Source organism: Micromonospora sp. NPDC047134 (genome assembly GCF_040643455.1).
Taxonomy (GTDB): Bacteria; Actinomycetota; Actinomycetes; order Mycobacteriales; family Micromonosporaceae; genus Micromonospora.
On the sequence record NZ_JBEYUI010000025.1, the window covers coordinates 56,681 to 82,046 of the forward strand.

The following is a 25,366-nucleotide window of genomic DNA, read 5'->3' on the forward strand; positions in this document are numbered from 1 at the left end:
CCTGAGCGGTCCGAGGGTCTCGGGGTGAGAGCTACTTGACGACCACCGGTGCCACCTCGGAGGTCCAGACCAGGCGGGGCTCGTAGCGGTTCAGCAGGTCGACCACGGCCTGCTCGGCCTGCTCAGGCACCAGCACGTCGAGCCGGAGCCTGGCCAGCAGGGACTGCTCCTGCCAGTAGCCGCGCGGCAGCACCTGCCGCATGGTCCCCTCGGTCGCCGCGGTGGTGTCGGAGACGGTCAGGGAGATCGCGCCGGCACCGAGCAGTTCCTCGCGCAGGCTCCCGCTGTCGGCCACCCGGGCGGGGTCCAGCAGGGCGCTGACCAGCTTGACCTGCTGCCCGGCCGGCACCGAACCCGCACCGCCCGACCTGGTCCGCCGGGATCGGCGTTGTGGTCCGCCCGGGGCGACCAGGCTGGTCACCCCGCCCAGGTGGTAGGCGTCCGTGCCCTGCTGGGCCTGGTCCAGCCGGTCCTGGTCCTGCTCGCGCACCCGCAGGCCGAGCACCGCCTGGATCCCGGCCGCGATCAGCCAGGTCAGTACGAAGGAGAAGGCCACCACGCTGACCACCCCGACCACCTGGTCCCACAGCAGGCCGGCGCCACCGCCGAGGAAGAGACCGTCGCGGCCCAGGGGGTTGATGCCGTTGTCGCCGAACAGGCCCAGCAGCAGGGAGCCGAGCATGCCGCCGACGAAGTGCACCGCCAGCACGTCCAGGGCGTCGTCCAGCCGCAGCAGGTACTTCAACCGCAGCGCCAGATGACAGACCAGACCGGCGATCGCACCGATCGCGATGGCGGACAGGGTGTTGACGTACCCGGCGGTCGGGGTCACGGTCGCTAGCCCCGCGACCGCCCCGGAGACCCCGCCGACCACGGTGCTGTGGCCGTCCTTGACCCGCTCCACCAGCAGCCACACCAGCATTCCGGCGGCGGCGGCCAGGTGGGTGTTGAGCACGGCCTGGGCGGCCACCCCGTTGGCCTGGAGCCCGTCCCCACCGTTGAAGCCGAACCAGCCGAACCAGAGGATCCCGGCACCGAGGATGGTCAGCGGGATCGAGTTGGGGGGTGCCTCCGCGTGCGGCCAGTTCCTGCGTCGGCCGACGACCAGCAGTACGGCGAGCACGGCCGCCCCGGCACTGGCGTGCACGACCATTCCGCCGGCCCAGTCCTGGGTACCGAGCTTCGCCAACCAGCCGCCCGGGTGCCAGAGCCAGTGGGCGATCGGGGCGTAGACGACGATGGACCAGAGGGCCAGGAACAGCACCCAGCCGCCGAACTTCAACCGCCCGGCGGTGGCGCCGGTGACCAGCGCGGGGGTGATCACCGCGAACATCATCTGGTACGCGACGAAGGCCAGGGCCGGGATGGTGATCCGCCCGTCGACCACGTGCAGATGGGGTGCGGGGGGCACCTTCAGGTCGGTCAGCCCGAACAGTTCCAGGTTGCCGAACAGGCCGCTGCCGGCGTCGTCGCCGAAGGCGATGGTGTAGCCGACGAACACCCAGGTCAGGCTGACCACCCCCAGGGCGATCATGTTCTGCTGCAGCATCGCCAGGACGTTGCGGCTGCGCACCATCCCGCCGTAGAAGACGGCCAGGCCGGGGGTCATGAACAGCACCAGCCCGGTGCAGACCAGCACCCAGGCGGTGTCCCCCGGGTTAGCCGCGATGTCAGCGGACACGACCTGCCCCTTTCTGCGTACGGCCGGTCAGACCGAACGTCGGACGGACGACACGACGGTGTCCTTGACCCGCTCGTGATTGGGCACCGGCGCGAAGTGCCGGTCGGGCAGCAGCAACAACCAGGTGGCGACGTTGAAGGGGCCGGTCAGCACCGGGATGCTCAACGGGGTGAGCACACTGGCCATGGCCATCTGGATGAACAGGGTCAGGGCGATGCCGAACAGGGTGTACCCGGTCACCAGCAGGCCCGGCCGGTGCAGCACCGCACCCACCGCGATCGCGGTCAGTACGGCGTTGAAGCCGAGCAGTCCCTTGTCGAGGCTGGTGGCGTCGGCGCCGAACCAGAGGGCCAGCAGGGTGGCGCCGACCGTGCCGACGATCGCGAAGAGCGCCGACCAGCGGGAGTTGATCAGCAGGGCGATCACGATGAGCAGCCCGCTGACCCAACTGTTGATCAGGAATACCTGGGAGATGCCGCGCAGGAAGATCGGCACCAGGTCCCAGTCGAAGCGCCCGCCGGTCAGGGTGCCCTCCCCGGGGAACTTCGGGGTCAACTGGGTCAGCACGGTGAATCGGTCGAACTGGTACGCGGCCAGCAGCAGCACCCAGGTGGTGAGCACGAAGGGGAAGGTGAAGGCGGTCAGGCCCCACCGTTTGAAGATGGCGTTGAGGGCCAGGGTCACCACGGTGGTGCCCACCGCGCCGAGCACCAGATACAGCCACATCAGGGGACGCTGGTCCAGGAAGGTCGGCACGGCGATGCCGGTGAGGAAGGGGCTGAACCCGAACAGCCCCTTGCGCCAGGAGGCCCGGTCGACCTGGAGCACCAGGGCGGTCGCGGTGCCGACGACCAGCCCCAGCACCCCACCACCGAAGACCCGGGGGTGCCCGCTGTCGAAGGCCCCCCAGGCGACCGCGACGAGGATGACCAGGCCGGTCAGCGGATTGTTCTGGAACACCACCTGCGCCGGTCCGCGCAGGCAGGCGTCGATGAACTGGACCAGCGGATTGCGGTCGGCCAGTCCGTCCCAGCCCTGTGTGATGGCGGCCATGTCAGCTCAGCGCCAACTGAAGGCCGGCGGGAAGGTGCAGCCGACCACCTCTTCGCGGGCGGCGGCACAGAAGGCCCGGACGGCCGCTTTGACGGGCTCGGTCTCCTGACCGAGGACCTTGAAGACCAGACCCGCGTCGTTGGGCAGCCGACCGACCGCCCCGGCCAAGGGGGTCTGCTCGTCCCAGACGGGTTCCGAGGTCCGTTCGTAGACCCGCGCGGCCCGCGCGGGGTCGGTCAGCAGCATGACGTTGCCGAAGACGTGGAAGCGGTCCATCATCCCGACCCGGTCGACCGGGAATCCGCCGGGAGAGATCACGAACTTCTCGACGAACAGCCCCCGCCCGTCCGGCCGCTCCGCCCGGAGCTGGGAGGAGAAGAGGTCGTAGGCGAAGATCTCCCCGTCGCGGTAGTACTTGCGGCCGGGCTGGAGCACCTCGGCGTAGAGCAGGGTGGCGCTGGCCGGCAGCCGTACCCGGGTGTGGGAGACGAATCGGCTGCGCCGGAACGGGATCACCGGCTCCGGGAGGAACTCCAGGTAGGCGTCCTCGGCCAGGGTGATGGTCTGCTGCTGGGTGCCGTAGTTGGCGTCCATCTCCTGGATCTTGGTGGCGGCCTGGGTGGTCAGGTGCGCCTGCGCCCCCGGGCCCAGGTCGACCTCCATGGACAGCCGGTCGCCCTGAAGCACCCCGCCGGAGGTGGTCAGGATCATCACGCAGGGCAGGCCGGGCATCTCCTCGTCCCAGTACAGTGCCCGCTGCACCAGCAGCGGCGACTGCCGGTAGAGGTCACGCAGGATGGTCCGGTCACCGCGCCGGTGGAAACCGAGCCGCAGCACCCCGACCTTGCCGTTGGCGGCGGCCGGCAGCTGGGCCGGTTGATCCTGGTACGGCGCCAGTTCCCGGACCAGGTCCAGGGAAGTCGTCATGCCGGCACTTCGGCATCGAAGAGCACATCGCGGCGGACCAGGTCGACCAGCTCGTCGATGCCCGCACCGGTCTTGCAGTTGGTGAAGACGAACGGCTTGCCGTTACGCATCATCGCCGCGTCGCGGGCCATCACCTCGAGGTCGGCGTCGACATACGGGGCCAGGTCCGTCTTGTTGATCACCAGGATGTCGGACTTGGAGATCCCCGGACCGTTCTTGCGCGGGATCTTGTCGCCGGCCGCGACATCGATCACGTAGATGAAGTAGTCGACCAGGGCGGGGCTGAAGGTCAGGGTCAGGTTGTCCCCGCCGCTCTCGATCAGCACCACGTCGCTGTCCGGGAACTTGGCCTCCATGTCCTCGACCGCCGCCAGGTTCATGCTGGGGTCCTCCCGGACGGCGGTGTGCGGGCAGGCCCCCGTCTCCACCCCGACGATGCGCTCCTCGACCAGCACCCCGGTCAACGCCCGCCGGACGTGCTTGGCGTCCTCCGTGGTGACCACGTCGTTGGTGATGACCAGGACCCGCAGCCCCTGCTCCACCAGGCGGGGCACGACGGTCTCGATGATGGCGGTCTTGCCGCTGCCCACCGGGCCACCCACGCCGATACGGCTTGCTGACTTCATCTGTGCTCGACCCTTCTTCGAAGTAATCGCGAGGTTCAGCTCATGAACATGCGGACGTGCGCGTGCTGGTGCGCGGCGGCCAGGACGTCCAGGTGCGGGGCGAAGCCCTGCATGTCGTCCAGGGTGGCGCCGCGGACGTCCTGGTAGTCGTCGTCGACCGCCTTGTTGACGGCGTACAGGATGGACTGGGCGTCGAGGTGGTCCACCCGCAGCAGTCGGATCGCCGCGCTCAGCACCATCGACGCCGCGCCGTACTGGTGGGCCGCGAAGGCGGCCTGTTCGTCGACCCCGAGTTCGGCGAAGAGCACCCCGAGGGCCACCGGATAGGTCACCGGGACCAGGCCGTCGGTCTCGCCGGCCCGCTTCTTGAGCAGCGACTCACCGATGATGCGGTTGGCGGCCTCGGCCAGCTTGCGGCCCATGCGTACCGACATGGTGCGCATCTCTTCGTTGATTTTGCGGAGGTGAACGGCCTCGTCCGCCCGGCGGACCTGGTCCAGGTCCCCGACCGCCGCCCCCCGATGCCCGGCCAGCACGCCGACCCCGTCGCCGGTGGCGGCCAGTCGGGTGATGGTCCGGACGTACTCCTGGAGGCTGCTGCGGTCGTGCACGGTCCCGTGCTGGACGGCCATCTCCAGCCCGTTGGAGAAGGAGAAGGCGCCGACGGGGAACACCGAGTCGCCGAACTGGAGCAACCGCAGCGCCTCGGCCATGGTGGGCACGGCAGGACGATCCTTCAGTTCAGCTCGGCGGGCAGGTGCGAGTGCGGGGTGGAGTCCGCTCCGCCGAACAACCGCCGCGACTCGTGCGGGGCCAGGTAGGCGATGACCTCCGTGCCGGCGATGAACTCGTGCGAGACGCCGGTGAACGAGTGGGTACGCATCACCGAGTCCATGACCTTGCGGTCCACGGTCAGCGGCACGTACATCTTGGTGCCCTTGACCACGGCCGGCCAGTGCTGGTTGCCGATGGCGTGCCCTAGCTCCACGGCCGAGCGGATCACCATGTCCAGGGATTCCCCGTGCAGCTTGTCCAGGTGTACGACCATCACCTCGCCGAGGGCGATCCGGGCCACCACCGCGGTCCCGGTGAGTTCGTCCCAGGCCAGGATGTCGCCGTCGCGCAGGCGTACCCCCCGGGAGAGAGTCAGGGCGAGTTCGGTGCCGAGGCTGGTCGCCTTGCGCAGCCGACTCTTCTGGGCCTCCCACTGGTCCAGGACCAGGTCGTCGACCTTGGCCTGGCTCAGCCGTTCGGTCCAGTCCGGCTCGGCCACGTTGCCGAGCACCGATTCCACGATCATGTGTCGTCCTTTCCCGCGATCCGGGTACGGGTCAGCTGAAGAAGTAGAGCTGGCTCATGGGGAGGTTCTTGGCCGCCGGTACGGTCGCGTGGACGCCGTCCATCTTCACCGCGAAGGTCTCCGGGTCGACCTCCAGCTTCGGGGTACGGTCGTTGCGCACCATGTCCCGCTTGGTCAGGTTGCGGCACCGGTAGACCGGCATGACCTGCCGTTGCAGGCCCAGTTGCTCGGCGATGCCGCTCTCGTGGGCGGCCTTGGAGACAAAGGTGACGCAGTTCTTGGCGACCTGGGTCCCGGTGGCCCCGAACGAGGGCCGGTAGTAGACCGGCTGCGGGGTGGGCAGGGAGGCGTTCGGGTCACCCATGATCGACCAGGCGATCATGCCGCCCTTGAGCACCAGCTTGGGCTTCACCCCGAAGAAGGCGGGTTCCCAGAGTATGAGGTCGGCCAGCTTGCCCGGGGTCACCGACCCGATGACGTGGGAGACCCCCTGGGTGATGGCCGGGTTGATGGTCATCTTGGCGACGTACCGCAGCACCCGGAAGTTGTCGTTGTTCGAGGAATCCTCGGCGAGCTTGCCCCGGACGTTCTTCATCTGGCCGGCCAGTTGGATGGTGCGCAGCCAGGTCTCCCCCACCCGACCCATGGCCTGCGAGTCGCTCTGCATCATCGAGATGACGCCCTCGTCGAGCAGCACGTCCTCGGCGGCGATGGTCTCGGTGCGGATGCGGCTCTCCACGAAGGCCACGTCGGAGGGGACCTTCGGGTTGAAGTTGTGACAGACCATGATCATGTCGTACAGCTCGGACTGGCTGTTGATGCCGTACGGCACGGTGGGGGTGGTCGATCCGGGCAGCACGTTCATCTGGGCCGCGACCTTGATGATGTCCGGCGCGTGGCCGCCCCCGGCGCCCTCGGTGTGGAAGGTGTGGATGGTCCGGCCCTCGAAGGCGGCGATCGAGTCCTCGATGTAGCCGCTCTCGTTGAGGGTGTCGGTGTGGATGCTGACCTGCACGTCGAACTCGTCCGCGACGGCCAGGCAGGAGCGGATCACCGCCGGCGGGGCACCCCAGTCCTCGTGGATCTTGAAGCTCGGCACCCCGGCCAGGATCTGCTCCACCAGGGGCGCCCGGCCGCTGCTGTTGCCCTTGCCCAGCAGGCCGATGTTGATCGGCAGGTTCTCGAAGGCCCGCATCATGTTGTGGATGTTCCACGGGCCCGGGGTGATGGTCACCCCGTTGGTGCTGTCCGTGGGGCCGGTGCCGCCACCCCACAGAGTGGTAACCCCGTTGCTGAGGGCGGTCTGCACCTGGAAGGGGGTGACCAGGTGGACGTGGGCGTCGATGCCCCCGGCGGTCAGGATCAGGTGCTCCCCGGAGATGGCATCCGTCCCCGGCCCGGTCACCAGTCCGGGGGTCACCCCGTCCATGATGTTGGGGTTACCGGCCTTGCCGATGCCGGCGATCCGGCCGTCCTTGATGCCGACATCCGCCTTGACCACACCGAGCAGGGCGTCCAGCACGGTGACATTGGTGATGACCAGGTCCACCACCCCCTCGGCGGTGGTGGCCTGACTGCTGCTGCCCATGCCGTCACGCAGGGTCTTGCCGCCGCCGTACATCACCTCGTCGCCGAGGACCCGCAGGTCCTTCTCGATCTCGATGTAGAGGTCGGTGTCGGCCAACCGGATCTGGTCGCCCGTGGTGGGGCCGTACATCCCGGCATACTCTTGCCGCGAGATCTGACTCATTGTCGCTCCAGGTTCCGTACGCGCTCGTCGATGCCTACTGCTTCTTGTTGTCGCCCTGGTCCTGCGCGCTGAACTTGAAGCCGCGTGTCCTGGCGTTGTGCAGCGACTCGGCGCGGTCCGGTCGATAGTCCGGCGGGGTGGGGTCGTCGCCGGTCCAGCCCTGGACCAGGCCGTTGAACCCGTACACCCGCTGGAGACCGCCGTACGAGACCAGCTGCACGGTCTTACGGTCACCCGGCTCGAACCGGATCGAGGTGGTGGCCGGGATGTTGAGTCGTTTGCCGAAGGCCGCCGGCCGGTCGAATTCCAGGAACCGGTTCGCCTCGAAGAAGTGGAAGTGGGAGCCGACCTGAATGGGCCGGTCACCGGTGTTGTGCACGACGACCTCGATCACCGGACGGCCGGCGTTGAGCTCCAGCGGCTGATCACTGAGCTTGTATCCGCCGATCGGACGCAGATGCTTGGAGTTCGGTCCCGGATGCTGTTTGGCCATGTCTGCCTCGCTCTGTCGAAAAGGGAGCGCCTCATTGAATGGGAGAGTGGATGGTGACCAGCCGGGATCCGTCGGTGAACACCGCCTCGACCTGGAGCATCGGGACCATGTCCCCCACCCCGGGCATCACGTCGTCGGCCTTGAGCACGCTGCGCGCGTCGTTCATGACCTCTTCGACGGTCTTGCCCTCGCGAGCACCCTCCAGGGCCGCGGCGCAGATGACCGCCACCGCCTCGGGATGGTTGAGCTTCAGCCCCTTAGCCCTTCGGGCATTGGCCACCATCGCCAACGAGAGGATGGTGAGCTTGTCGAACTCTCTCGGTGTGAGATGCATGTCCTGATCCTTCTCAGCAGTCGCCGGATGGCGTCACCGGCCGGTTGGGCGGACCCACCGGGGTACGGGTTCGCGCCGAACCGTCCCGCTGCCGGTCTGGCGTTCCCGCTCATCGACCTACCGAATGCCAGGTTCGACTCTAGGAGTGTTTCGAGAGCTTTAGGGCAGTTTGCGGGGATAAGCAGGCTTTAAGGCTTCCGGTGACCCCGGGCCCGGTTCCCGGCCAGCCACATGTTCTGGAGGTCGGCCAGATGACCACCGACGAGGGCGCCGACCAGGGCACCGATCGTCACCCAACTGGTCGCCGCCTCGACCGCTAGGGTGTCCGCGTCGAAGGCCCGGCGGATGTCCTGCAGGGTGCCGCTGACGACGCCCTGGTTGTAGCCGAAGAAGGCACCGGAGAGTACGACGATCGAGATGATCGCCACCAGGTTGCGTCTGGGGGGCCTGGAGCCACCGGCCGTACCGTCACCCGTTGCCATGGTGCCTTCCCCGCCCAGAATCACCGGCCTCATGCCCTTTGTAGCAAGAATGAGAGGTTTACGGATCTGGACGGGAAAGTCGCCCCTCAGCGGGCGAGGGCGGGGCGCCGGGTGAGCACCTGGGGGCCGGCGGCGGTGATGGCCACGGTGTGTTCGGAGTGGGCGGTACGGGAGCCGTCCGCGGAGCGGATGGTCCACCCGTCGCCGTCGTACCTGATCTTGTCGGTGCTGCGGCAGAACCAGGGCTCGATGGCGAGGGTGAGACCGGGGTCGAGTTTCACCCCACGGCGGGGGCGGCCGTTGTTGGCCACATGCGGGGCCTCGTGCATGGTGCGGCCGATGCCGTGTCCGCCGAACTCGGCGTTGACCCCGTAGCCGTACGCCTTGGCGACCTCGCCGATCGCGGCGGAGATGTCGCCCAGGCGGCCCCCGGGCTGGGCGGCGGCGATGGCGGCCTCCAGGGCCACCTCGGTGGCCTCGATCAGCCGCAGATCGGCCGGGTCGGGGGTGCCGACGACGAAGGAGAGCGCGGAGTCGGCCACCCACCCGTCGATGCAGACCGCCATGTCGATGCTGAGCAGGTCCCCGTCGCGCAGCAGGTAGTCGTGGGGCAGGCCGTGCAGCACGGCGTCGTTCACCGACAGACACAGCACGTTGCGGAAGGGACCCCGGCCGAACGAGGGCGCGTAGTCCCAGTAGCAGGACTCGGCGCCGCGTTCGGCGATCCGCCGACGGGCGTGGTGTTCGAGGTCCAGCAGGTTGACCCCGACCGCCGCGACATCGCGCAACTCGGCGAGCAGTTCACCGACGAACTGGCCGGTCACCGCCATCCGGCCGATCTCGTCGGACGACTTGAGCTCGATCACGACAGCCCCCTTCCGCGAAGCGGTATTTTTATACCACGACGGGTCGGGGGTGCCGAGGGATATCCTGCTGGCATGGTTCGCCAACCACTCACCGCCGAACAGATCGCCGCAGGTCAGCGTCTCGGGAGGGCGTTGCGGGCCGCGCGGGCCGGCCGCAGCCTGGTCGAGGTGGCCCTGGCAGCCGGCATCTCCCCCGAGACGCTACGCAAGATCGAGGCAGGGCGGCTGCCCGCACCGGCCTTCGGCACGGTGGTCTGCCTCAGCCAGGCCCTCGACGTTCCACTGGACGACCTGGCCGACGTCTGGTTGGCCGACATGCCGATCCGTCAGGCGTCCTGAAGACGCGACTGCCGGCGCCTCAGCTACCCAACGTCAGGTTGTGCTGCTCCAGCGCACTCTGGATGATCCCGAGTGCCTTCGGTCCCATGCCGTGCAGCTTGGCCAACTCCGCGCGCGACACCCCGACAAGGTCGCGCAGCGTCGAGTAGCCGGCGTTGTTCAACGCCCGCGTCGCCGGCGCACTGATCTTCGGCAGGGTGTCCAGGTCGGAACTCACCCACCCGATCCTAAGCCCTTGGACAGAACTCGCGAATCACTCGCCACCCTGTGGTAGCCGGCGGCGAACCTCGGCGAGGAGATCGACCTGTGCCCGCCAGTCCGGACCGGACAATCCGATGACCACATGGTTCGCGCCGTGCGCGGCGTACTCCGCGAGGCGTTCGGCGGCCTCGTCCGGCCCGCCGGTGATGGGAAGCTCCTCGGCGTCGCGGGCGGTGTGCCGGTACGCGCCGGCCAGTCCCGCCGCCAACTCCGTACGGGAGGGGATGCCAGGGGCGTCGCCCAGCCGAGCCGCCCGCTCGATCGCCACCGTCGACCTCGCCCCACTCCAGCACCTCGGGCCACCGACCTGCCTGAACACCACCGCCTGCATGCGTACGCCTCCCGTGATCCGTCGCCGCAGGAAGCCAGTCTCAAACCTCAACCACACGTGAGGTCAAGGGATCGGCGGCGATTAGGTCTACCAGCCGTCGGTGCCGCACTGCGCACCTCGTGACGTGACGTAGCAGTACAGGGCAAACACGAACAGGTCATTCAGGTTGGCCGACCGGCCTCGCCCGGAGGACCTCATCGCCACGGAACGGATCGCCCAGCGACTGGGAAGAACCCCCCGCAACCCGCGACGATCAGGAAGCCACTCCCAGATGAGCGATGGGGACTGAACAGATCGTTCCCGACTGCACATTTCTGGTCGGCCGAGCGCACCATCTTGCCCTGGTAGCGGCGTCGGAGCGGTGACCGATACCATCCGGATGCAGCCACCCACAAAGCTATTAAGCGCGTTTCGGTGGCGGGCTGGATAGATCGCACAGCCACCGCATTATTTTCGATTTCACAGGGACCGCATATCGATCCCCGGACGCAGTGGGGCGCCTAGCCGACACTGAATACTGGCAGCTCAAAGGCGGCCAGAGTGCCGGCTAGGCGCACTCGTTGAGCCAGTGACAGAGGCGAGCCCAGTCACTGGCACTAGATCACTGAACGTCAGACGGCGTTGGCCACACCGCGAACGGCGTTGGCCACACCGCGAACAGCGTTGGCCACACCGCGAACAGCGTTGGCAACTCCGCGAACATCACCACGCACCATCGTGACACCTCCTCGAATTAAGGACCATGATGTGGAATCAGCGTACGCGAATGGCGTCGCGATCGATACTCCCGGCTGACGTTCTTTCTCAGTCTGTCAAGCACACATCACTTCCTCATGCGCAACAACCGACCACAGAACATCAGGTAATGCACCGAATGGTCGCCCCCGTCAATACCGTCGCGTTATAGTCCGAACTGGACACCTGTTGACCAACGAAGCTATCGCGAGTTGATCTCTAAGCGCTACGAAACGGTGATCGACATCGCCGTCACCGCCCATAGCGGCATCGAGGAGACCTTGCAGGACCTGCCGCACACCAGTCGCTACGGCGAGGACCAAACTGACCGCGCCCTGACGCGTCAAGGCACACTGTGGGCATGCACTGGGTCCACGTCGACGGCTATCCGATGCCGATCCTGGTCGGCGGGCATCCCGCCCTGGAGCTCTGCAACACCTGGGCCGGCTGGACGGAACCACCGAGCCCGGAACGGGAGTGGCTGCGCGACTTCGACCGCCTTGCTGGTGGCGACCCGGCTGCTGCGTACCGCCCTGCACGACCTCCTGCTCGACCCGGCCGACACCACGGCCTTCCGGCACGTGGCCGAGCAGGCACACCGAGCCGCCGCCGCGGCAGTGCTGGAATCGGACCAGAGCGGGCTCGCCCGCTGGACGCTGCCCGACGACCTCAGCCTGGTGCTTCCCGCCGCCAGCCGGACTGACCAGTGTCCCGGCACCGTCCCGACCGTTCACCACGGCGGCGGAAGGCGAAGGGACGGACTCTGCCGCTTGCGCAAGGATGGGGGCATGCTGCGATCGCCTCGTGCGCTTCTGCTGGACTTCGGTGGCGTCCTGGCCGACGCTCCGCGACAGTCACCGGCGCCACCGGACCTGGTCCGGCGGTTGTCCGACCTGGTCGGCGGCACCGTGTCGGTCGAGCAGATCACCACCGACCTGACCGAGGGCGGCAGAGCCTACGGTCGATGGCGGGACGACAGCGCACACACCGGCGAGCCGATCGAGCTGACCCACCCTCAGGTGTGGGCGGACTTCGTGACCCGCTCCTGGCCCGAGCCGGCCCGGGCGGCGGTCGAGGAGGCGGCGACCTCCCTGGCGTACGCCTGGGCCTGGCGGCCGGACTGGCAGATCCGCCCCGGGATCCCGGAGACCTTGCGCACCGCGGCGGATGCGGGTCTGCCCATGGCCGTGGTCAGCAACGCGCTCTGCGGGGCCGCGCATCGCGACTTCCTCGCCACCGCCGGATTGTCCGACCTGTTCGCCGCCGAGTTCTACAGCGACGAAGCCGGACTCCGGAAGCCCAACCCCCGGCTGGCCTGGCTGGCCGCCGAGGCCATCGGCGTACCGATCGGGGAATGCTGGTTCATCGGCGACACCGTGCACCGCGACGTCGCCTGCGCCCGACGAGCCGGGACCGCCGCCGCGATCCTCATGCGCTCGCCCCGCACCGACCGCGAACCACCCCACCCGCAGCTACGACCGGACGCCCGAATCGAGGACGGCCATGGCCTGGTCACCCTGCTGCACCAGAGGTGAAGACGGCGCAGCGTCGGCGGTGGCCCTAGGAGGGCCGCCGCCGACGCTGCCCGGCGTCAGACCCGGGAGGTGAAGGTGGCCAGGAAACGGTGCGGGGTGATCACGCCGGCGTTGTCGAAGCAGAGCACGTCGACCTCGGCGTCAGTGGTGTACGACCAGGGTTGGGTGAGGTGGCAGTAGTTGCTGCCGGGGCCCTGCGCCACGATCTGGACATGCGTCTCCCTGAGGCCGATCTGCGGGAAGGTCGCCAGGAAGCGGCCGGTGGGAGCCAGCGGCACCACCGTGTTGGCATTGAGACCGACCATCGAGTTGTCGTTGGTCTGCCCGCCGACGGCGGTACCCAGGTATCCGATGTGATTGGGCGGGCCGAAGGAGCCGACCACCGACCGCCGGCGGTGGTACGAGAGGACGAAGTCGCTGTTGGCGTACGCGCCGGCCTGGTCGTAGCAGAAGACCTCCGCATGCACCACGGTGCTGACCGCGCCCCAGGAGTTCACCTTGCATCGGCGGGGAAGGGCGTTCGGTTGCACGGCGGTGACCTGCACGTTGCCGGCGATCAAGTCGGGCAGCCCCACCCCAGGCAGCCGCACCGCGTACTGCCCGACACCGAACGCCCCGGCCGCGTTCCCCACGCCCGTGGAGTTGTACGACTGCGTCAACCCACCGCCGGCCCACTGCACGTACGCATAGGAGTTGCCGGCCGGCAGCACGCCCGAGCTGGTCGTCCAGAGCACGGTGAACGGGGTGTCCTCGCGCGCGCCGCCGGGCCGGTGGCACTGCACGTCGACGATCTGGTCGGCGCCGGACTGGCCCCAGCGAACCACCTCGCAGTAGTGCCCGCTGCGGTTGACCGGGGTCACATGCGGTACGCCCCGCTGGCCCGCGCCCACCTGTGGGAAGCGAACCTGGAACCGGCCAGGTCCGACCTTGATGCCGTCGGCCCAGGCGCTCGGGAATGCCGTCTTCCAGCTACCCCACTGCCGGGTGGTGTCGAGCACGGTCCAGACCGACACGGTGGGGTCCTTGACGAAAGCGAACCCCCAACGGTCAGCGGTGGCCGCTGCGGCAGGTGCGGTCGGCACGAGTACGGCGGCGGCCAGGACAGCGGCCAGCGCTGTGCTGACGAATGATCGAAGACGCATGTGTTCCTCCGTTCGACCGGAACATGACGCACAGGAGTCTGTGAGCGGTAATGACTTCGTCACAATCAGCGGCGCCGATGTTTCGGTGTCGTGAAACAATCACCTCCGGCATGTATCAAGGTCGGTCATCGCGCCTCATGCACAGAAGCGCTCCGCCCGGTGGCCTCATCGCGTGCCCCGGCCGCCAGCGACGATCCGTCAGGCCACCGGCTTGGCCAGGCTGGTGGTGCCGTCCGGGTTGGCGGATGACACCGTCCGGTACCCCTCACGGTGGTAGAGGTCGATGTTGCGCTGGCTCCTGGCGCCGGTGAACAGCACGATGCGGTCGCAGGCGGGGTCGGCGGCGGCTTCGGCGGTCCGCAGCAACCACCGGCCCAGCCCTTGGCCGCGCAGGTCAGGGACGACGGCGAGCCGACCCAGGTGCCAGTCGGTGTCGACGCGGCGGGTCCGCACCATGCCCAGTAGTCGGCCGTCCAACCAGAGGCCGGTGGTGTGCCAGTCGGTCAGCCAGTCGCGTACCTGTTCCGGCGACTCGTGCAGGGCCGGTATGGCCATGCTGTCGTTGGCCAGGGCCTCGTCCACCCAGCAGCACCGCTGGAGCACCGTCACCTGGCCCGCGTCGTCGGCCGTCAGTCGTCTGGCGTACGAACCGAGCAGCGGACCGGCCCAGGTGTCTGCTCGTACGCGTTCCCGCATCGGCCGCAGCGCGTGGGCGAGGCGGACCAGTTCGTCCAGGAGCCCGACCCCCGCCGCCTGTCGGGCGGGGTCGGGCCGCAGTCGCCCGTCCTGCACGGCCTCACCGATCCGGATCGCCACGGTGGCGCCCAGGGGGACCAGGCGCAACGTGGTGACCACCTGCTTGGCGTGCTGGACCGCCCGGGTGCCGGCCGAGGTGTGGCCGTAGCTGACGAACCCGATCGGCTTCCACGCCCATTCCCGGCTGAGGTAGTCCAGCGCGTTCTTCAGGGTCGCCGGCATCCCGTGGTTGTACTCCGGGGTGATCGCGATGAAGGCGTCCGCCGCGTCGACGGTCTCGCTCCAGCGGCGGGTGTGCTCATGCCGGTACTCGCCGGACGAGGGATGCTCCTCCTCGTCCAGAAACGGCAGGTTCAGGTCGCTGACGGCGACCGGTACGAGCTCGACCCCGAGCTCCGCGGCCCGCGGGGTGAGCGTCTCGATCAGCCACTGCCCGACCACCGGGCCCAGGGCACCGGGACGGGTGCTGCACACCAGGGCAAGAACACGAATCGGTCTCGTTGACATGGAAACGAATCGTAGGTGCTAGATTGATTACATGTCAACGAACCCGGCAGGGGAGCCCGTACGCTGGTTGAATCCGGATGAGGAGCGGGCGTGGCGGGCGTACCGGCGGGTGATGGTCGCCGTGTCGACCGGCACGGCCCGCGACCTCGCGGCGCTCGGGCTCTCCGAACCCGACTACGAGGTGTTGAGCACCCTCTCGGAACGCCCCGACCACACCAGCGGCCTGGGCGAACAGGCCGACAAGATGGGCTGGTCACGCAGCCGACTGTCCCGCCACGCCACCCGGATGGAGGCCCGCGGCCTGCTGCGGCGCACCCCCGACCCTAGCGACGGCCGAGGCTGCCTCCTCACCCTCACCGCCCAGGGGCTGGCCGCACTCGAAGAGGCCGCACCGACCCATGTCGAGTCGGTCCGACGCCACTTCATCGACCGGCTGACCCCGCAGGACCTCACCGCCATCGAACGGATCGCCCGACGGCTGGCGGACCCCGCACCGGCCCGGATCAGCGACGAGCAGGAGGCGGCGGAGCGGTAGCCGGGCACGGGGTGGACGGAGCTTCCGGCTGTGAATGCTCGATCTCGTACCGGCACTCGCTGCACGGCTCCGACGGGATGTGTTCGCGCCAGTCATGACCGCAGACGGAACAGTCGCCGTACCATCGCGGACCTCGCCGCATCCTCACCCAGCCATGGTGACCGGTTGGCCGGGTGCGGAGATGGGGTACGGCCGCAGGTGCGCAGCCAACTCCACCTCGGCACGCAGCCGGAAGTCGCACGGCCAGTAGGCGCGGCAATCCCGGCAACGACGAGGCTCCTCACCGTCCTGACCATGCCGCGCGGCGAGCAGCCGCCAGTCCTCACGATCCACGTTCTCCGATATACCCCGGTACGCGGCAGAACGAACCGACCGGCCCGGCAGGACCGGCGATCGCCGAAGGCTCGCAATCTTGGACACTTGTCGTCATCAGCTATCGAAAAGTGTCCAAGATTGACGGCCGCGGCTCTGCCCAGGGCGTCGTGGCCGCGGTGCAGGACCCACTACCTGCGCAATTTGCTGTGTCTCGTGCCGATGCAGTCTTCTACACCCGCACGCGGGGGTCGGCCAGCACGTTGGCGACCACGGCCGTCATCCCGTCGACGCACAGCGTCGGCGCGCCGACCACAAACTCCTCCCGATCGAGCCACTCCACGCGCTCGACGCCCGACGTGGCCAGGATGCCCACGTCGAGCTGCAGCGACGCGTGGTCGTCGTAGTATCCGCGGGCGGCGTCACCGACCCAGAGAGACCAGTGGTATCCGGCGCCGCCCCGCCTTCGTTCCGCCTCCGTGAGCGGGTCGGCTTTCAGGTCGCCGGTGTCAAGCAGCTCGGCGACGGTCACGGGTTCCAAATCCGGACGGGCCGGCGGCAGCACCACATCGAGGAGGTGCTCGAGATGAACCGTGCAGGTACAGTTTCCCCGCTGCGGAGCAGCCCAACTGTCGACCATCACAGCACTCTACGACCCCGGGCTCATCCGGTCGTCATCTCCTGTCTCTGCTCTTGCGACGCGACTCGCCGTGACTTGTACGGGCCCCGTCAGCGCACACGACGGGCGGCGTGAGCGGATGCCTTTGATCGCTGCCGTGCGGGCCAACGCCACGTAGTCGACTGCACACCCGATCGGCGGCATGACCGGCCGTCAAGGACTGCGGGTGGGGCGGGTCTCAGTCGATGGCGCCTTCGATCACAGTGTCTTGTGCCCCGTGTGTGCCCCACCGGCAGACTCCTTGCCCCCAAGGCGACGATCAACCTGCGGAGCGGGGCGCGCGATCGAACAACAGGTCGACCGCACGCTGCGCAACTTCACCCCGGGTGCTGTGCTCGTGATCGGCGGCCAGGAAGTGCACGCCGATCGCCATGCAGAAGGCGAGCAGGGCGCGGGCCTCGATCTCCTCCGGGTCCGCACAGAAGGCGCCGATCATCTGGCGCAGCAGCGCCATCCGCCGGTTGTCCACCGCGCGCAGCCGCTCGGCGACCACCTCATCGCGCCGCGCCCAGGCGCGGATCGCGAGGTCGATCGGCAGCAACCGATTACTCGAGAACGTGAGCACGCCGGCCCGCTGGATCTGGCTGCGCGGGTCGCCACCCTCACGCTGGACGCGCGCGATCACCTCGTCCGTACTCTCGCGCTCCCACACGTCGAGCATCGCGCGCAGCAGCGCATCACGGTCGTCGAAGAAGCCGTAGAAACCGCCCTTGGTGACGCCGAGCCGCTTCGCGAGCACCTCGACCCGGACGGCGTCCGGGCCGCCCTCGGCCAAGACCAGCAGGCCCTCCTCGATCCACCTGTCGCGGGGCGTGCGGATGGCAGCCACTGCATCTCACCTCGTCCTGTCGTGTACACCACCGTACACACCCGCTACAGTGGCAATATACGGCACCGTATATTGCGAAAGGGCGGGCCCATGAGCGTACGAGCCACCGTCAGCACCGTCGGAGTCGAACGTTTGCCCGCCTCGGTGCGTACCCTCAGCTCCCTGTCTCGGATCGACTACGCCGACCACTTCCTGCTGCCGACCGACGCCGTCGCACCGGTCGAACGGTGGGCCCGGGTGATGTTCGGTGACACGCCCGACGCCATCGAGCTGTTTCTGTGGTGCGGCCTGATGGGCTTACGGCTCAGCCGGACCGTGTCGGCGCACACCGTAGCCGGCTGGCAGATCGGCGAGCAGGATGACGAATGGATCCGACTCGAAGCCACCTCTTGGTTCCTGACTGCCAACCTGGTCGTCCAAGCGACCGGTGACAGCGTGGCTCTGGGAACGTTTCTCCGCTACGACCGCTGGCTGGCGCACCTGGTCTGGCCTCCACTGTCGGTCCTGCATCGCCAGCTCGTGCCCGGCGTTCTGCGCAAGGCGGCGACCCGGATCGCGGCGGGCAAGGTCCGCGGCGGGGTGTCGAGCCCATGATGAGGGCATCGGTCCGGCCTAGTGCTCACAGCCTCCCCGCTAGCTGCCGCCGCTGACCTACGCCACCAACAGATTCGTCCGGCGTCGCCAAACCGGACGCGCTCAACGGCCACCGCCCAGCATGGGCGGTGGCCGTTGAGTCATGTGGTGATGTCAGGGTCTAGCTGATCGCCGTGGTTCGTTGACTACTGCATCGACGCTGTGGCTCACCAGTACTTGGGCAGATCGTAGAACTGGTTGCCGTTCAGGTTGTCGACGGACTTGTCCGCCATCCGGTCCGCGATTCCGAAGAGGCCGGCCTGCACGACCTGGGTCAGCATGCCGTTCTGCTTCTGGCCCCACGCGTTCGACTGGCCACGTACCTCGAACAGCACCGTGGCGCTGCCGTTGAGGGCGAAGGCCGACCTGGCCTGGCCGGCGTAGTCCCGGTCGTAGCTGTATCCGTCGGCGACCTGGTAGTGGACGTAACGGCTCACCCCGCCGACGAAGGGCGAGTTGGTTCCCGATCCGTTGCCCCCGTGGTCGATCATGCCGAGGGCGGCAGCCAGCGCGTGACGGCGAGAGGCATCCTGGTCGAGCAACGGCCAGTCGGCGTACCGCGGGTTGCCGTCGACCTCCGAACCGAGCGGCGGGAAGTCCAGCGACACCGTCACGTACTGCTCGGAGTCGTTGTTCTGGTTGCACGGGCCCATGTGGTGCAGGTCGACGTAGGCGTGGACCTTGCCGAACTCATCGCGGAGGTTGACGTACAGGTCACGCAGCGCCCGGGACTCGTTGGTCAGGTACATGCCGGGGAGGGTTTCGTTCGACGGCCGGGTCTCGGGGGACGGCTCGGCGGTGAGGTCCGCGCTGAAGTCCCGGTTGATGTCGAAGCCCTGTGCGCCGTTGTTGTAGTAGTACGGCGGGTTCGTTCCGGCCAGCTGCGGGAACTTCTCGACCACCTCGCTCCACGGGAAGTCGTTCTGCCGACGGTTCAGCTCCGCACCGTCGGGGTTGAACTTCGGGACAGCGACGATGGTCAAGTTCTCGCGGATCGCCTTGGCCTGTGCACTGCCGCTGGACCCGAGGGTCTTGAGCATCTGCAGCAGGGCCTCGGTGCCGGTCTTCTCGTTGCCGTGAATCTCGCTCGTGATCAGCAGTACGCGGTCACCGGTGCCGACCCGCGCCGCGTAGATGTCCCGACCCCGATTCGACTCTCCGATGACGTCCACACTGACGCGGCCGTGGCTGGTCGCCTCGATCTGCGCGAGTCGCCTGCCGAGTTCCTCATAGCTGGTCCAGCCGGAGGTGGACCGCTCGCCGGGAAGGTTCTGGCAGTTGGCGTTTCCGTTCTCAGCCGAAGAGGACGGCGCGAAAAGCGTGACAGCACCCAACGATGCGACGATTGTCGACACGAATAGGCGTCGTTTCATCATGGCCTCCTACAGTTGTACAAGTCATGAGCTGGAACTGTTTATCCGGTAGGGCGGGTCGCGCCTATCGGATGCGAAAAAGCTAAGGGCGCCAGTGAATTCAAATGCAGCTCGACGCAGCATCTGAGGGAATCTTGAGCTTTCGACGTCGAGTCAGGACCCCCGGCAAAGTCGTGACGGCGTCTGACTTGCGAGGCTTGGGGCAAAAGCGCCGTTGGTGGTGGAGTACCTTGCCGTCCTCGACCGGCCGAACTGGCGCGTCGCTGCCCGCGCGGGCCCGGCCCGACCAGCCGACCTTTCCGGAACTTCCGGCGAACTTCCGGAATCTATTGACGTGTTCGAAACGCCGTTGCAATACTCCGAACGCGATGACATCAAGTCCTGTCGATTAAACCTACGCGTCGTCAGGTGCCATCGCCCCAAGGAGGACCTGCACATGTACGAAAGTATCGGCGGCTCCCGCCGCCCGTCCGCCCCCCGGAAATCGCGTCTCACCTTCCGATTGGCCGCGCTCGCCTCCACCGTGGCGCTGAGTGCCGTCGGTCTCGCGGTGGCCGCCACTCCGTCCAGCGCCGCCGTCTGCAACGGGTACGTCGCCCTCACCTTCGATGACGGGCCGAACAGCAGTACCAGCGCACTGCTGTCCGTGCTGCGCGCGAACGGCGCACGGGCGACCATGTTCAATGTCGGACAGACCGTGCAGAGCAACCCGTCCGCCGCGCGGGCCCAGGTCGACGCGGGCATGTGGGTGGCCAACCACAGTTGGAACCACTCGTACATGACCTCGATGAACCAGAGCCAGATGCAGTCGGACCTCTCCCAGACCAACGCAGCGATCCAGGCAGCGACCGGCGTCCGGCCGCAGTTGTTCCGCCCGCCCTATGGGCAGACCAACTCGACCCTCCAGTCGGTCGCCGCGTCGCTCGGCCTGCGCCAGGTGATCTGGGACGTCGACTCCCAGGACTGGAACGGCGCCAGCGTCAGCCAGATCGTCTCCGCCGCCAGCCGTCTCCAGGCCGGCCAGGTGATCCTGATGCACGACGGCATTCAGAACACCCGCAACGCGATTCCGCAGATCATGGCAAACCTGAGCAGCCGCAACCTCTGCACGGGCATGATCTCACCGAGCACCGGCCGAGCGGTGGCGCCGGACGACACTCCGCCGCCGACCACTCCCCCGCCGACCAACCCGCCGCCGACCACGCCTCCGCCCTCCGGCTCCGCCAGCCAGATCGTCGGTAGCCAGTCGGGTCGATGCATCGACGTACCCAACGCCTCCCAGAACAACGGCACCCGGGTACAGCTCTACGACTGCCACGGACAGACCAACCAAGCCTGGACCTACACCTCAGACAAACAACTACGGGTGTACGGCACCATGTGCCTCGACGCAGCAGGCTCCGGCAACGGCGCCGCCGTCCAGATCTACGCCTGCCACGGCCAAGGCAACCAGCAATGGAACGTCAACTCCAACGGCACCATCAGCAACGTCCAGTCCGGACGCTGCCTGGACGCCTGGAGCACCGCCAACGGAGCACAGGTCCAGCTCTACGACTGCCACGGCGGCACCAACCAGCGATTCAGCCTCGTCGCACGATGACCATCGCTGATCCACTGTTCGCCGGCGGCCAGGCCGACAGGCTGGCGGGCTAGGACCAACACCGGAGAACCGGACCGAACCCGGGCGGGCTCGACCTCACGTCGGGCCCGCCCGCTCGGCACACCAGCCGTACGCTCGGGCTATGAATCTTGATCAGCGCCTCGTCGATGCAGCCGTGGACCAGATGAATCGCCGATGGCCGGCAAACGAGTACGGTGGGGCAGCTGCGGTCTACCTTGAGGACGGTCAGATCCTGACCAGCGTCTGCCTCGACAATCTCAACGCCGGGGTCACTCTCTGCCATGAGACTGGAGCCATCTGCCAGGCATACACGCTGAACAAGCGGGTGACTGCGTCGGTGTGCGTGGGAAGAGAGGCTGACAGCAGCGACATCTTCGTACTGGCACCGTGCGGCATCTGCCAGGAACGCCTCGCCCTGTGGGGTCCGGAGGTTCAGGTGGGGGTCGCCGATCGGAGCAGCCCATCCGGGTGGACGACACGGACCCTTCTCGAGGTCAACCCGTTCTATTGGGGAGCCAGATTTGCGGACGGTGGCCCTTGGCCTTCTCCGGGCGTCCATGCATCCTGACCCGCTGGCCGCCAGGCAACTGCTGGGGTGGCTGCGGCTACTCGGCCTCGGCCGGTCGGATCGGGTGCCGTGCGAGGTCATCCGGCCTGGTGGCGCTCCTGCCGGTCGGGTTCGGCTGGCACGGTTGCTGTACTTCGCTGCTGTACTTCCGGCGGCTGCCTCGCCCAGCCGATGAAGCGACGGTGCAGCGCACCGGCCGGCGCCCAAGGCATGTCCTCGGCGGCCTGAACGAGACAGACGCCGAGATAGAGGGCCAGCGACACCGGAGCGCCCGCGTACTCCGCGCGCAACTCCCGCCGCCGCGTCGGGCACGGCCAGGGCAGGTCGCAGCCACCGCAGCTCCAGATCGGCATCACCGGGCCGTGGGTGGTCACCGCACACCGCCCAGAAACCGAGCCACGCTCGCGCGAGCCTGCCGACTGGTCGCCCACTCCACCTGCCAGCACGGGTACGGCACCAGCCGCGACCACCACGCCCGGCAACCGACGCACAAGCCGTCGAGCCCTCGAAGGTGGACCGCGAGGATGGCTTGCTCCGCGCCGCTGGTCATTGGTCCTCCTCGGTCGGCCAGTGGCCGCGGTTGATGGGAATGCGGTGCCGGGCGCGGCAGGGCAGGTCGGCCCCGCACCGGCACAGCCACCTCCATTTGCGCCACGACCATGCCGGTCGGTGTCGCCGTGCCAAAGTCATCGCTACGGCGATCAGGTACTGGTCGTAGGACACTCGTCGCCCCGGTGGCGTCCTGTCCCGCATTACTCGCCCCCTCCGCCGGGCAGCGCCCCATGGCCGACCCCTAGCCACGGGACCGGTTCTAGAACGTTCGGTAACTGCGACGCTACGATCACCACGACGGCGGTGGGACTCACCCGCAGTACGAGTGAGCAGCCCACATGTCGGCCGCAGCGGTTGTTTCGGGGCGGGAACGTCGACCACCGGTCAACGTAGGGATGACGCATGGCAGGTCGCGGACGATCAGCACCACAGCGGGGCGGGGTGACCGGCTACCTGCTCAAGCTGATCCGGGAGTCCATTCCGCTGACGCAGGAGCAGCTCGCCGCCGACCTGGGCGTAGACCGTGTGACCGTGCAGAGCTGGGAGTCCGGGCGTCGACCCTTCACGGCGGTGCCGCTCGGGCAAGCGTTCGCCGTCCGCCGCAGGCTCGGTCGGCTCGGAGCGAACGTGACCCTGCTCGCCGCACTCGACGACGCCGCCGAGGCAGACTTCATCCTCGCCGCAGTCCTGGACGGTCAGGCGGATCGGTGCGACATCGCCGAACAGCCGCTCGGCTGGTGCGTACTCACCCACCGCCTGACCGATCTGATCCTCTGGGCTGTTCTCGGGCAGACACCAACCTTCGCCAGAGACATACCCGTCGCCCATCCCCGGCGAGGCCCGGTGGCGTCGGGGCCGTCCCTGCCCGCCGACGAGCAACGCGCGTTCTTCACCCGGCTTCACGTACTCGCCGAACGGGCAGCCGCCGGACGTGACCCGAGCGTTCTGCTGCATCGACAAGCCTGCTTCCTCGCGGGCATGGACCCCACCAGGACAGCCGCCGGATGGCTCTCCCAGACCACCACCCGTACCCGCAGGGCGATCACGTTCCGAACCTGGTCACCGCTGTGGCCTGACGCCCGCTCTGTCGTCACATCCCTTGCGAACCAGGGCGACCCGGAACCTTTACGAGACTTCCTCGCCCGCGCGCATCCGGACGACGCCTGCCAGCGAGCAGCCCTGAACTACTCGGCCTACTGGGTCGGCGAGATCCCGTACCGCCAGCACGACGACTCATTCATGCCGGCTCCGCTCGCAGACTGGCACGGCTCGGTTCTCTTCCGGCACCTGGTCCAGCGCCTCGACCCCACGCACCCCTTCGTCGACCTCAACGTCCACAACATCTGGGCTCTGCTCGCCGTACGCCGCAGACTCACCCTCGACAACCCCGCCGAGAGCCGCGCGCTCCTCAAACGCAGTACCCGGATCCTGGACAGCGACCACATCTCTCCACAATCCCGGCAGGAACTAACCTCTATCGTCTACAGCCTGCGAGCAGACGGAGTCACCGGCACAGGGACGGGCACATGAACGACGACCACGACGCCGCCGGAGCCATGCGCTTCATCTTCGAGGCCGGCGTACTCAAACGCGCCGCCCGCACCGGCTGGTGGTTCGCCGGCGTCAAGCACCCCGAATCCATCGCCGAACACTCGTTCCGAACCGCGCTCATCGGGATGATGCTCGCCGCCATGGAAGGTGCCGACCCGGCCCGGGTATCGATGCTGTGCGTCCTGCACGACACCCAGGAAACCCGGATCACCGACATCCCACACATCGCCAAGCGCTACCTCACCGCCGCACCCAACACCACCGTCACCGCCGACCAGGTCGCCGCCTGCCCACCTGCCGTCGCTGACCTCATCAACGCCGCCGTCGCCGAATACGAAGCGGGCGAGACACAAGAGGCCATCGTCGCCCGCGACGCCGACAAACTGGAATGCCTCGTCCAAGCAGTCGAGTACCGCCACCAGGGCATAGACAACGTGCAACGCTGGATCGACAGCTCACGCGCGGCACTCAAAACCACCAGCGCCCACCGCCTCGCCGACGCCGCCCTCACCGGACAACCCCTCGCCTGGCTCACCCCTCCCCCACCACCGGCATAACCACCAAGCACCAGGCACCGGCCAACCACCGGGGCTGATCACTCCATGCAAGTTGACCCCTCGCTTGTAAGTTTTGGACGCTCCGTCTGGCGGGGTCCGTCGGCGTCAGTGGCCTCGGGCCATCGTCCGGCGTCGGTAGTCCCCGGGTGGCGCCGTCCGCGCCGGTTGCTGTCACCGCTGCTGTCAACAGCAACAGGAAACGCCACGCGTGGCAGACTGGCCGGCAAGGTAGCAGGGTCGTCCGCACGGTAATGGGCGGGACCCGGGGTGCGATCTGGGCCGCCAGCCCTGCTGCCCTCACGAACGCTCTCATGCCTGCTTTCGTCCCCGAGGAAGGTGACTAAGGCAGTCGGCCCACGCTCAGCTTGGGAATCGGGTTGATCTAAACCCACGGCGACTGTCTAACCGACCAGTGACTACGCCCTGTCGGATGAAAGCCCCGGCGGCATGTCGAGTCGGACCCCTGTTGACCCCTGCAACGGGCACGGGTCGGGACTGCGTAGATTTCCGTGTTTGACCTGGGTGTGGTCCGTTGGACAGGACGTTGATCCTGTCCAGGAAGGACCACGTCATGGCAGACAAGAAGAACGCGGTTCCACTTCCGCAGCCGTCGGCGGCGGAGGTGGAGTTCGCTCAGCAGCTCGTGCAGCCGGCGAAGACCGATGGAGTCTCGTTGGTCGGCCCGGGTGGGCTCCTCGCGGGGATCACCCGGACCGTCCTGGAGTCAGCGCTCGACGCCGAGTTGGATGCCCATCTGGACGAGGCGGGCGTTGACGAGGTGACCGGCCGGCGGGTCAACGTGCGTAACGGGCACGGGGCGAAGACGGTGCAGACCGAGGTCGGGCCGGTGCGGATCCAGGTTCCGCGGGACCGGGCCGGGTCGTTCACGCCCCGGATCGTGCCCAAGCACGCCCGCCGCCTGGACGGGTTCAACGAGGCGATCTGTCCCGCACCGGGTTTGATGGAGACATCGAAATCTGGGAGGAACATCAGCGATGCCCGCACCGAAGAAGTACAACGATGAGCTGCGTGAGCGTG

At 67.9% G+C, this 25,366-nt stretch carries 30 protein-coding genes; 9 read left to right on the forward strand and 21 right to left on the reverse strand.

The genetic code is table 11. From position 1 onward, the window contains the following. Window positions 1-31 precede the first annotated feature (31 nt). The 11 genes from ABZ795_RS24455 to map form a co-directional block, all read right to left on the reverse strand. Window positions 32-1,681 (reverse strand): ammonium transporter, encoded by a 1,650-nt coding sequence (locus ABZ795_RS24455; RefSeq protein ID WP_357532012.1) that lies wholly within the window; start codon window positions 1,679-1,681, stop codon window positions 32-34. Window positions 1,682-1,708: 27 nt separating this feature from the next. Next, window positions 1,709-2,734 (reverse strand): urea transporter, encoded by a 1,026-nt coding sequence (gene yut, locus ABZ795_RS24460; protein ID WP_357532013.1) that lies wholly within the window; start codon window positions 2,732-2,734, stop codon window positions 1,709-1,711. A 6-nt stretch (window positions 2,735-2,740) separates the two neighbouring features. After that, window positions 2,741-3,661, reverse strand: a complete 921-nt coding sequence (locus tag ABZ795_RS24465; RefSeq protein ID WP_327021955.1) for an urease accessory protein UreD — start codon at window positions 3,659-3,661, stop codon at window positions 2,741-2,743. Next, the gene (ureG, locus tag ABZ795_RS24470) at window positions 3,658-4,287 is read right to left on the reverse strand and encodes an urease accessory protein UreG (RefSeq protein WP_357532014.1); all 630 of its coding nucleotides are present in this window, start codon (window positions 4,285-4,287) and stop codon (window positions 3,658-3,660) included. The genes ABZ795_RS24465 and ureG overlap by 4 nt, the downstream gene beginning before the upstream one ends. A 35-nt stretch (window positions 4,288-4,322) precedes the next feature. Then, window positions 4,323-5,000: an urease accessory protein UreF gene (locus ABZ795_RS24475; protein WP_357532039.1), complete on the reverse strand. Its 678-nt coding sequence runs from the start codon at window positions 4,998-5,000 to the stop codon at window positions 4,323-4,325. Window positions 5,001-5,023: 23 nt separating this feature from the next. Beyond that, complete coding sequence (gene ureE / locus ABZ795_RS24480; protein WP_357532015.1) at window positions 5,024-5,587, reverse strand: urease accessory protein UreE; 564 nt, start codon at window positions 5,585-5,587, stop codon at window positions 5,024-5,026. Between the two features lie 31 nt (window positions 5,588-5,618). Further along, on the reverse strand, window positions 5,619-7,337 hold the full coding sequence (locus tag ABZ795_RS24485; protein WP_357532016.1) for an urease subunit alpha: 1,719 nt from the start codon (window positions 7,335-7,337) through the stop codon (window positions 5,619-5,621). A gap of 34 nt (window positions 7,338-7,371) precedes the next feature. Further along, window positions 7,372-7,830 (reverse strand): urease subunit beta, encoded by a 459-nt coding sequence (locus ABZ795_RS24490; RefSeq protein WP_327021960.1) that lies wholly within the window; start codon window positions 7,828-7,830, stop codon window positions 7,372-7,374. A gap of 31 nt (window positions 7,831-7,861) precedes the next feature. After that, window positions 7,862-8,164, reverse strand: coding sequence for an urease subunit gamma (locus ABZ795_RS24495; RefSeq protein WP_327021961.1), 303 nt, complete (start codon window positions 8,162-8,164; stop codon window positions 7,862-7,864). A gap of 188 nt (window positions 8,165-8,352) precedes the next feature. Continuing rightward, window positions 8,353-8,646 (reverse strand): hypothetical protein, encoded by a 294-nt coding sequence (locus ABZ795_RS24500; RefSeq protein ID WP_357532017.1) that lies wholly within the window; start codon window positions 8,644-8,646, stop codon window positions 8,353-8,355. An 86-nt stretch (window positions 8,647-8,732) separates the two neighbouring features. Next, window positions 8,733-9,512, reverse strand: coding sequence for a type I methionyl aminopeptidase (map, locus tag ABZ795_RS24505; protein WP_357532018.1), 780 nt, complete (start codon window positions 9,510-9,512; stop codon window positions 8,733-8,735). 72 nt (window positions 9,513-9,584) lie between these two features. Here map and ABZ795_RS24510 point away from each other — a divergent pair, with 72 nt between their 5' ends. Next, the gene (locus ABZ795_RS24510; protein ID WP_357532019.1) at window positions 9,585-9,851 is read left to right on the forward strand and encodes a helix-turn-helix transcriptional regulator; all 267 of its coding nucleotides are present in this window, start codon (window positions 9,585-9,587) and stop codon (window positions 9,849-9,851) included. Window positions 9,852-9,870: 19 nt separating this feature from the next. On the opposite strand, the gene ABZ795_RS24515 is transcribed toward ABZ795_RS24510, so the two are convergent. After that, window positions 9,871-10,068 carry a helix-hairpin-helix domain-containing protein gene (locus ABZ795_RS24515; RefSeq protein WP_327021965.1) on the reverse strand — a complete coding sequence of 66 codons (198 nt, stop codon included), beginning with the start codon at window positions 10,066-10,068 and terminating at the stop codon, window positions 9,871-9,873. A gap of 36 nt (window positions 10,069-10,104) precedes the next feature. Continuing rightward, on the reverse strand, window positions 10,105-10,380 hold the full coding sequence (locus ABZ795_RS24520; protein ID WP_357532020.1) for a hypothetical protein: 276 nt from the start codon (window positions 10,378-10,380) through the stop codon (window positions 10,105-10,107). Window positions 10,381-11,966: 1,586 nt separating this feature from the next. Between ABZ795_RS24520 and ABZ795_RS24525 the strand changes: the two genes are divergently transcribed. Further along, window positions 11,967-12,713, forward strand: a complete 747-nt coding sequence (locus ABZ795_RS24525) for an HAD family hydrolase (protein ID WP_357532040.1) — start codon at window positions 11,967-11,969, stop codon at window positions 12,711-12,713. A 56-nt stretch (window positions 12,714-12,769) separates the two neighbouring features. Here ABZ795_RS24525 and ABZ795_RS24530 read toward each other — a convergent pair whose 3' ends face one another. Together ABZ795_RS24530 and ABZ795_RS24535 are read right to left on the reverse strand one after the other, a co-directional pair. Next, entirely contained in the window at window positions 12,770-13,855 is a 1,086-nt protein-coding gene (locus ABZ795_RS24530) for a hypothetical protein (protein WP_357532021.1), read from the reverse strand. A 198-nt stretch (window positions 13,856-14,053) separates the two neighbouring features. Beyond that, window positions 14,054-15,118: a bifunctional NAD(P)H-dependent oxidoreductase/GNAT family N-acetyltransferase gene (locus tag ABZ795_RS24535; protein ID WP_357532022.1), complete on the reverse strand. Its 1,065-nt coding sequence runs from the start codon at window positions 15,116-15,118 to the stop codon at window positions 14,054-14,056. Window positions 15,119-15,149: 31 nt separating this feature from the next. On the opposite strand from ABZ795_RS24535, the gene ABZ795_RS24540 reads away from it, so the two are divergent. Then, window positions 15,150-15,653 (forward strand): MarR family transcriptional regulator, encoded by a 504-nt coding sequence (locus tag ABZ795_RS24540; protein ID WP_357532023.1) that lies wholly within the window; start codon window positions 15,150-15,152, stop codon window positions 15,651-15,653. Between the two features lie 144 nt (window positions 15,654-15,797). Here the strand turns inward: ABZ795_RS24540 and ABZ795_RS24545 are convergent, their stop codons facing one another. The 3 genes from ABZ795_RS24545 to ABZ795_RS24555 form a co-directional block, all read right to left on the reverse strand. Next, window positions 15,798-15,986 (reverse strand): hypothetical protein, encoded by a 189-nt coding sequence (locus ABZ795_RS24545; protein WP_357532024.1) that lies wholly within the window; start codon window positions 15,984-15,986, stop codon window positions 15,798-15,800. Between the two features lie 211 nt (window positions 15,987-16,197). After that, entirely contained in the window at window positions 16,198-16,605 is a 408-nt protein-coding gene (locus ABZ795_RS24550) for a hypothetical protein (protein WP_357532025.1), read from the reverse strand. A 298-nt stretch (window positions 16,606-16,903) separates the two neighbouring features. Further along, on the reverse strand, window positions 16,904-17,473 hold the full coding sequence (locus ABZ795_RS24555; protein WP_357532026.1) for a TetR/AcrR family transcriptional regulator: 570 nt from the start codon (window positions 17,471-17,473) through the stop codon (window positions 16,904-16,906). Between the two features lie 21 nt (window positions 17,474-17,494). Between ABZ795_RS24555 and ABZ795_RS24560 the strand changes: the two genes are divergently transcribed. Next, window positions 17,495-18,067 (forward strand): hypothetical protein, encoded by a 573-nt coding sequence (locus tag ABZ795_RS24560; protein ID WP_357532027.1) that lies wholly within the window; start codon window positions 17,495-17,497, stop codon window positions 18,065-18,067. Window positions 18,068-18,273: 206 nt separating this feature from the next. Here ABZ795_RS24560 and ABZ795_RS24565 read toward each other — a convergent pair whose 3' ends face one another. Continuing rightward, entirely contained in the window at window positions 18,274-19,479 is a 1,206-nt protein-coding gene (locus ABZ795_RS24565; protein WP_357532028.1) for a M14 family zinc carboxypeptidase, read from the reverse strand. Window positions 19,480-19,915: 436 nt separating this feature from the next. Here ABZ795_RS24565 and ABZ795_RS24570 point away from each other — a divergent pair, with 436 nt between their 5' ends. Beyond that, on the forward strand, window positions 19,916-21,079 hold the full coding sequence (locus ABZ795_RS24570; RefSeq protein WP_357532029.1) for a polysaccharide deacetylase family protein: 1,164 nt from the start codon (window positions 19,916-19,918) through the stop codon (window positions 21,077-21,079). 142 nt (window positions 21,080-21,221) lie between these two features. After that, a complete protein-coding gene (locus ABZ795_RS24575; RefSeq protein WP_357532030.1) occupies window positions 21,222-21,668 on the forward strand; it encodes a cytidine deaminase in 447 nt (148 codons plus the stop codon). Window positions 21,669-21,745: 77 nt separating this feature from the next. On the opposite strand, the gene ABZ795_RS24580 is transcribed toward ABZ795_RS24575, so the two are convergent. Then, on the reverse strand, window positions 21,746-22,042 hold the full coding sequence (locus ABZ795_RS24580) for a hypothetical protein (RefSeq protein WP_357532031.1): 297 nt from the start codon (window positions 22,040-22,042) through the stop codon (window positions 21,746-21,748). Further along, window positions 22,039-22,452 (reverse strand): hypothetical protein, encoded by a 414-nt coding sequence (locus ABZ795_RS24585; RefSeq protein WP_357532032.1) that lies wholly within the window; start codon window positions 22,450-22,452, stop codon window positions 22,039-22,041. The genes ABZ795_RS24580 and ABZ795_RS24585 overlap by 4 nt, the downstream gene beginning before the upstream one ends. A gap of 170 nt (window positions 22,453-22,622) precedes the next feature. On the opposite strand from ABZ795_RS24585, the gene ABZ795_RS24590 reads away from it, so the two are divergent. From ABZ795_RS24590 to ABZ795_RS24600, 3 genes are all read left to right on the forward strand, one after another. After that, window positions 22,623-23,750, forward strand: a complete 1,128-nt coding sequence (locus ABZ795_RS24590; protein WP_357532033.1) for a helix-turn-helix transcriptional regulator — start codon at window positions 22,623-22,625, stop codon at window positions 23,748-23,750. Then, window positions 23,747-24,328 carry an HD domain-containing protein gene (locus ABZ795_RS24595; RefSeq protein ID WP_357532034.1) on the forward strand — a complete coding sequence of 194 codons (582 nt, stop codon included), beginning with the start codon at window positions 23,747-23,749 and terminating at the stop codon, window positions 24,326-24,328. Before ABZ795_RS24590 ends, ABZ795_RS24595 begins: the two co-directional genes overlap by 4 nt. 571 nt (window positions 24,329-24,899) lie before the next feature. Further along, window positions 24,900-25,352, forward strand: coding sequence for a transposase (locus tag ABZ795_RS24600; RefSeq protein ID WP_357532035.1), 453 nt, complete (start codon window positions 24,900-24,902; stop codon window positions 25,350-25,352). Window positions 25,353-25,366 lie beyond the last annotated feature (14 nt).